At 75.3% G+C, this 7,412-nt stretch carries 2 protein-coding genes; both read right to left on the bottom strand.

Going from position 1 to position 7,412, the window contains the following annotated elements; genetic code table 11:
• Window positions 1–1,838: type I polyketide synthase (locus VFV67_RS04255; RefSeq protein ID WP_326467361.1), on the bottom strand; the 1,838-nt coding region annotated here is incomplete at its 3' end.
• Between the two features lie 18 nt (window positions 1,839–1,856).
• On the bottom strand, window positions 1,857–7,409 hold the full coding sequence (locus VFV67_RS04260) for a type I polyketide synthase (protein WP_414636168.1): 5,553 nt from the start codon (window positions 7,407–7,409) through the stop codon (window positions 1,857–1,859).
• Between the last annotated feature and the right edge of the window lie 3 nt (window positions 7,410–7,412).

Raw genomic sequence — 7,412 nt, forward strand, 5'->3', positions numbered from 1 at the left:
CCACCACGCAACACATCCAGCAACGACCAGTCCACGAACTCACGCAACGCCCGGTCACACGCACCGACCCGCTCCGCGAACACCGGCGAGAAGTCCAACAGCTCGCGGGCCATCCCCACCCACTGCGAACCCTGACCCGGGAACACGAACACCGCGCCGCCCTGGCCCACCGGGCCGGTGCGCCGGACCACGCCGGGCACCTCCTCGCCCCGGGCCAGCGCCGCCAGCAAACCGCGCAGCTCCGCGAGATCCGCGCCGAGCAGCACCGCCCGGTGGTCCAGCCGGGACCGGGTGGTCACCAGTGAATGCCCCACATCAACCGGATCCAGGCCCGGCACGTCGTCCACATGGGACAGCAACCGGGCAGCCTGCCCGGCCAGTGCCGCAGCGGTCTTGCCGGACAGCACCCACGGCACGAGCTCCGCGACCGGTCGCGGACCGGCCGCCTGCTCGGATTCGGCCGGTTGCTCAGCATCCGGCGCCTGCTCGATGATCACGTGCGCGTTCGTCCCGCTCAGCCCGAACGAGGACACTCCCGCCCGGCGCGGTTCATCCCGCTCCGGCCACGGGCGGGCCCGGGCCAGCAGGGACACCGCGCCCGCCGACCAGTCCACGTGCGGCGACGGCTCGGCCACGTGCAGCGTGGCCGGCAGCACGCCGTGCCGGATCGCCTGCACCATCTTGATCACACCGGCCACTCCGGCGGCGGCCTGGGTGTGCCCGATGTTCGACTTGATCGAACCCAGCCACAGCGGCCGGTCCCGGTCCCGGCCGTAGGTGGCCTGCAACGCCTGCGCCTCGATCGGGTCGCCGAGCTTGGTGCCGGTGCCGTGCGCCTCCACCACGTCCACATCGGACGGTGCCAGCCGGGCGCTGGCCAGCGCCGCGCGGATCACCCGCTGCTGCGACGGGCCGTTCGGCACGGTCAGGCCGCCGGAGGCGCCGTCGGAGTTCACCGCGGAACCGCGCAGCACGGCCAGCACCCGGTGACCGTTGCGGCGCGCGTCGGACAGCCGCTCGAGCAGCAGCATGCCGACGCCCTCGGACCAGCCGGCCCCGTCCGCCGCGGCGGAGAACGGCTTGCACCGCCCGTCCGCGGCGATCCCGCCGGACAGGCCCGCGTCCAGGTAGATGCTCGGCGCGACCATCACCGACACGCCGCCGGCAAGGGCCAGCGAGCACTCGCCGGAGCGCAGCGCCTGCCCGGCCAGGTGCATGGCCACCAGCGAGGACGAGCACGCGGTGTCCACGGTGACCGAGGGGCCCTCCAGGCCCAGGCTGTAGGACACCCGACCGGACACCACGCTGGGCACCGAGCCGGTGCCGAGGTAGGCCCGCACTCCGTCGGGCACGGCCAGCGCGCGCTGGGCGTACTCGGTGTAGAGCACCCCGGCGAACACCGCGGTTCGGCTGCCCTGCAACGACAGCGGGTCGATCCCGGCGCGCTCGATCGCCTCCCAGGATGCCTCGAGCACCAGGCGCTGCTGCGGGTCCATCGCCAGCGCCTCGTTCGGCGAGATGCCGAACAGCGACGGGTCGAACTCCGCGGCGCCGGACAGGAACCCGCCTTCGCGGGTGAACGACGGGTCGGCCCCGTCCAGGTGGCCGACCTCCCAGCCACGGTCGGTGGGAAAGCCGGCGATCGCGTCGGTGCCGTCGGACACCAGCCGCCACAGCGCCTCGGGGCTGTCCACCCCGCCGGGGAACCGGCAGCTCATCCCGACGATCGCGATCGGCTCGCGGCTGGCGGCCTCGACCGCGCGCAGCCGCTGGCGAACCTGGGTGAGGTCCGCGGTCACCCGCTTGAGGTACTCGCGGAGCTGCGCCTCATTCGCCATTCCGACCTCCCAGCAGCGTCATGACGTCCCCAGTTGGTTGTCGATCAAGGCGAACATCTCCTCGTCGGAGGCCGCGTCGAGGTCGGTGACCTCGGTGGGCGGGCCGGTGTCGGTCTCGTACCTGGCCAGCAGCACGTGCAACCGGGCCACCGCGGCGGCCCGCGCCTCGTCGCCGTCGCCAGTGGCCGCCAGGCCGGCCTCGAGCGAGTCGAGCAGCTCCGGCAGCCCGTCGCCGGCCGGCTCGTCGTCGATCCCGAGGGTGGTGTGCAGGTGCGCGGCGAGCTTGGTCGCCGTCGGGTAGTCGAAGATCAGCGTGGTGGGCAGCCGCAGCCCGGTCAGCCGAGCCAGCCGGTTGCGGATCTCCAGCGCGGTCAGCGAGGTGAAGCCCAACTCCATGAACCCGCGCTCCGGGTCGATCTCGTCCACCCCGGCGTGCCCGAGCACGGCCGCGGCCTCGTCCCGGACCAGCTCGACCAGCACCCGCTGCTGCTCCGCGCCGGCCAGCCCGGTCAGCCGGCCGGCCAGGTCCGGCCCACCGTCGCGGCTGCCGGCCGCGGTGCCCAGCGGGCCCCGGACCAGGCCACGCAGCAGCGGCGGAACGGGCGCGCTGGACGGCACGGTCGCCCGCAACGTCGCGACGTTCAGCCGGATCGCGGCCGGCGCGGCCGGTGCGGCGGCACCGGCCGCGGTCACCGCGTCGAACAGCGCCAGCCCCTCCGCGGTGGACAGCGCCGCCCCGGCGCCGGTGATCCGGGCCAGGTCGGCGGCGCCCAGGTGCCGGGTCATGCCGGTCAGCTCGGCCCACATCCCCCAGCCGATCGACACGGCGGGCAGCCCCTCGGCCCGGCGGTGCTGGGCCAGCGCGTCCAGGAAGGCGTTGGCGGCGGCGTAGTTGCCCTGCCCGACCGTGCCGAACGCGGCCGAAGCCGAGGAGAACAGCACGAACAGCTCGAGGTCGGCGGTCAGCTCGTGCAGGTTGACCGCGGCGTCCACCTTGGGTCGCAGCACCGCCTCGACCGCCTCGTCGGTGAGCGACCCGATGACGCCGTCGTCCAGCACACCGGCCGCGTGCACCACGCCGGCCAGCCGGCGACCGGCGAGCAGCTCGGCAAGCGCGTCCCGGTCGGCCGCGTCGCAGGCGGCCACCTCGGCGGTGGCGCCAAGTGCGGCCAGGTCGGCCACCAGCTCGGCGGCGCCTTCGGCGAACTCTCCCGAGCGGCTGACCAGCAGCAGCTCGCGCACGCCGTGCTCGGCGGCCAGGTGCCGGGCCAGGTGTCCGCCGAGGACGCCGGTGCCGCCGGTGATCAGCACCGGGCCGGTGACCGGCGTGGCGTCCGGCGGGTCCAGCCGGGCCCGGGCCAGCCGGGGTACCAGCGGCGCGCCGGACCGCACCGCGAACCGGGGCTCGTCCCGGCCGGGCAGCTCGGGCAGCCGGGCCAGCGACGCGGGATCGTCGTCGATGTCGACCAGCAGGAACCGGTCGGGGTTCTCGCTCTGCGCGGTGCGCACCAGCCCGCAGGCGGCGGCCGCGGCCAGGTCGGGCAGCGCGGCGCCGGGCTCGGTGGCGACCGCACCCCGGGTGAGCACGATCAGCGTGCTGCCGGCCAGCCGCTCGTCGTCCAGCCAGACCTGAAGCGTGCCGAGCGTGCGGAGTACCTCGGCCCGGGTCGCCCCGGCGAGGTCGGCTCCGGTGCCGGCGCCGATCGGGAAGACCGCGACGTCCGGGGCCGGCGCTCCGGTGTCCAGCGCGGCGCGCAGCGCGCCGAGGTCCGGGTAGCGGTCGAGCCGGTGCACGGCGCCGGCCAGCCGCTCGCCCGCGCCGGCCGGGTCCGGGCCGAACACCGCCCAGTGCGGGGCCGGGGCGGCGGGCAGCGCGGCCGGCGTCACCCAGGCGGTCTGGAACAGCGCGTCGATCCCGGCCCGTTGCGCCGCCCGGACGTCTCCGGCGGACAACGTTCGCAGCACCATGGACTCCGCGGACAGCACCGGGCGACCGGCCGGGTCGGTGACCTCGATCCGCACCGCGTCCGGCCCGGCGGCGGCGGTCAGCCGGACCCGCAGCCGGCTGGCGCCGGTGGCGTGCAGTTCGACGCCGGTCCAGGCGAACGGCAGCCGGGTCTGCTCCGCGGGCGGGAGCAGCCCGCCGGGCACGATCGCGTGCAGCGCGGCGTCGAGCAGCGCCGGGTGCAGGCCGAACCGGTCCGCCTCGGCCCGCGCCGGCTCGGGCAGGACGACCTCGGCGAGCACCTCGCCGGCCCGCCGCCACGCGGCCCGCAGGCCCTGAAACGCCGGCCCGAAGCCGTATCCGGCCCGGCTCGCGGCGGGATAGAAGTCGCTGACGTCGACCGGTTCGGCGCCGGCCGGCGGCCAGTCCGTAGGGCCGCCGGGTGCGTCGCCGGTGGCAACCGCCAGGACGCCCTCGGCGTTGCGGACCCATTCGGTGTCCGGGCCGTCCGGGCGGGAGTACACCGTGACCGGGCACCGGTCCTCGGCGTCCGGCGCGCCGACCACGACCTGGACCTGCACGGCGCCCTGCTCGGGCAGGACCAGCGGGGTGAGCAGGGTCAGCTCGTCCAGCCGGGTGCGACCGGCCTCCAGCCCGGCCCGCAGGGTCAGCTCGACCAGCGCGGTGCCGGGCAGCAGCACCGTGCCGAGCACGACGTGGTCGGCCAGCCACGGGTGGGTGGCCAGGGACAGCCTGCCGGTCAGCAACGCACCGGCCGCACCGGCCAGCGGGACGTTCGCGCCGAGCAGCGGGTGGGCGGTGCCGCCCAGCCCGGCCGCGGTCACGTCCGCGGCGGCGGCCCGGGCCGGCCAGTACCGCTGCCGCTGGAAGGCATAGGTGGGCAGGTCGATCCTGCTGCCGGCGCGGCCCGCGAAGACGGCGGCCCAGTCCACGTCGACGCCGGACACGTGCGCCTCGGCGACCGCGGTCAGCCACCGGGTCCGGTCGTCGGTGTCGCGGCGCAGCGTGCCGAGCACGGTGCCGGACGTCCCGGCGGCCTCCAGCGACTCCTCGATGCCGGTGCCGAGCACCGGATGCGGGCTGATCTCCAGGAACGAGGCCAGGCCGTCGGCCAGCAACGCCCCGACCGCGGTGTCGAACCGGACCGTGCGGCGCAGGTTCTCCACCCAATAGCCGGCGTCCAAAGTGGACCCTTCGGTCCGGGCCCCGGTCACCGCCGAGTAGAACGGCACCGGGCCCGACCGCGGCGCCACAGACGCCAACTCCGCCAGCAGCCGCTCGCGGATGCCCTCCACCTGAACCGAATGCGACGCGTAGTCCACCGGTATCCGCTTGGCCCGGACCTCCCGTTCGGCACACACCGTCAGCAACTCGTCCAACGCGCCGGCATCCCCGGAGACCACGGTGGACAGCGGCCCGTTCACCGCCGCCACCGACAACGCCGTCCCCCACGGCTCGATCAGCTCCGCCGCACCATCCCGGGACACCGCGAGGGAAACCATTCCCCCATGACCCGACAACACCTCGGCGATGGCCTTCGCCCGCAGCGCCACCACCCGCGCACCGTCGGACAGACTCAACACCCCGGCGACACACGCCGCCGCGATCTCCCCCTGCGAGTGCCCCAGCACCGCGACCGGCGCAACGCCCACCGAGCGCCACAACTCGGCCAGCGCCACCATCACCGCCCACAGCACCGGCTGCACCACATCCACCCGGTCCAGCGATCCCTTGCCCCGCAACACATCCAGCAGCGACCAGTCGACAAACTCGCGCAACGCCCGGTCACACTCACCGATCCGCTCGGCGAACACCGGCGAGGAGTCCAGCAGTCGGGCGGCCATCCCCACCCACTGCGCGCCCTGCCCCGGGAAGACGAACACCACGCCGCCGTCGGGCTGCTCCCTGGCCACGCCGGTGATCAGACCCGACCCGTCCTGTCCGCCGGCCACGGCGTCCAGGCCGTCCAGCAGCCCGTCCCGGCCGGCGGCCAGCACCACGGCCCGGTGCTCGAACGAGGCCCGCGTCGTCGTCAGCGACAGACCGAGATCGACCAGGCGCGCGTCCGGCTCGGCCCGCACGAACGAGGCCAGCCGGGCCGCCTGGGCCCGCAGCGCACCGGCCGACCGCCCGGACACCGCGATGGGCACCACCGGCACCACCGGCGCGGCCACCGCTTCCGGCAGCGCGGCCACCGGTTCCGGCAGCGCGGCCACGGCTTCCGGCCGCTCCGGCTCCGCCCGGTACTCCTCGACGATCAGGTGCACGTTGGTGCCGCTGATCCCGAACGAGGAGATCCCGATCCGGTGCGGCTGCGCCGAATCCGCCAGCTCGCGTGGCTCGGTCAGCAGTTCGACCGCGCCGGCCGACCAGTCGATGTGCGGGGACGGCGCGTCCACGTGCAACGTCTTCGGCAGCAGCCGGTGCCGCAGCGCCAGCACGGCCTTGATCACGCTGGCCGCGCCGGCCGCCGCCTGGGCGTGGCCGATGTTCGACTTCAGCGAGCCCAACCACAGGGGCCGGTCCGCCGGCCGGTCCTTGCCGTAGGTGGCCAGCAGCGCGTGCGCCTCGATCGGGTCGCCGAGCTTGGTGCCGGTGCCGTGTGCCTCGATCGCGTCCACATCGGACGGTGCGAGCCGGGCGTCGGCCAGCGCGGCGCGGATCACCCGCTCCTGGGACGGCCCGTTCGGCGCGGTCAGGCCGTTGGACGCGCCGTCGGAGTTGATCGCGCTGCCCCGGACAACGGCCAGCACCCGGTGCCCGGCGCGCACCGCCTCGGACAGCGTGGTGACCAGCAGCATGGCGGCGCCCTCGCCCATGCCCATGCCGTCCGCGGCCGCGGCGAACGCCTTGCACCGGCCGTCGGAGGCCAGGCCCTGCTGGTGGCCCAGCTCCTGGAACTCGGTCGGGTGCGGCATCACGGTGACCCCGCCGACCAGCGCCATCGTGCACTCTCCGGTGCGCAGCGCCCGGCTGGCCACGTGCAGCGCGGTCAGCGAGGACGAGCAGGCCGTGTCGATGGTGACCGCCGGACCCTCCAGGCCGAGGGTGTAGGCGATCCGGCCGGACACCACGGCGGTGGCGCCGCCGGTGAGCAGGTAGCCCTCGGAGCCGGCCATGCCGGGTTGCAGGGCGTCGTAGCCGCGGCCGTTGGTGCCGACGAACACGCCGGTCCGGCTGCCGCGCAAGGCCTTCGGGTGGATGCCGGCCCGTTCCACCGCCTCCCAGGCGATCTCCAGCGCCAGCCGCTGCTGCGGGTCCATGGCCAGCGCCTCACGCGGGCTGATGCCGAAGAACCCGGGGTCGAACTCGGCGGCGTCGTGCAGGAAGCCGCCGCGCGCGTCATCCGAGCCGGGCAGGTCCCAGCCGCGATCGGCCGGGAACCCGGCCACCGCATCGCCGCCGGCCACCAGCAGCCGCCACAGGTCCTCGGGGTCGCGCACGCCGCCGGGCAGCCGGCAGCTCATGGCGATGACGGCGATCGGCTCGTGGTCGCCGGACTCGGCCGCGCGCAACCGCTGCCGGGTCTCGTGCAGCTCGGCGATCACCCGGCCCAGGTAGTCCCGGAGCTTGTTGTCGGACTCAGCCATTCCGCCCACTCCCACGGT

It is taken from the genome of Actinophytocola sp. (assembly GCF_035762905.1).
In the GTDB taxonomy this organism is placed as follows: domain Bacteria; phylum Actinomycetota; class Actinomycetes; order Mycobacteriales; family Pseudonocardiaceae; genus DASYTH01.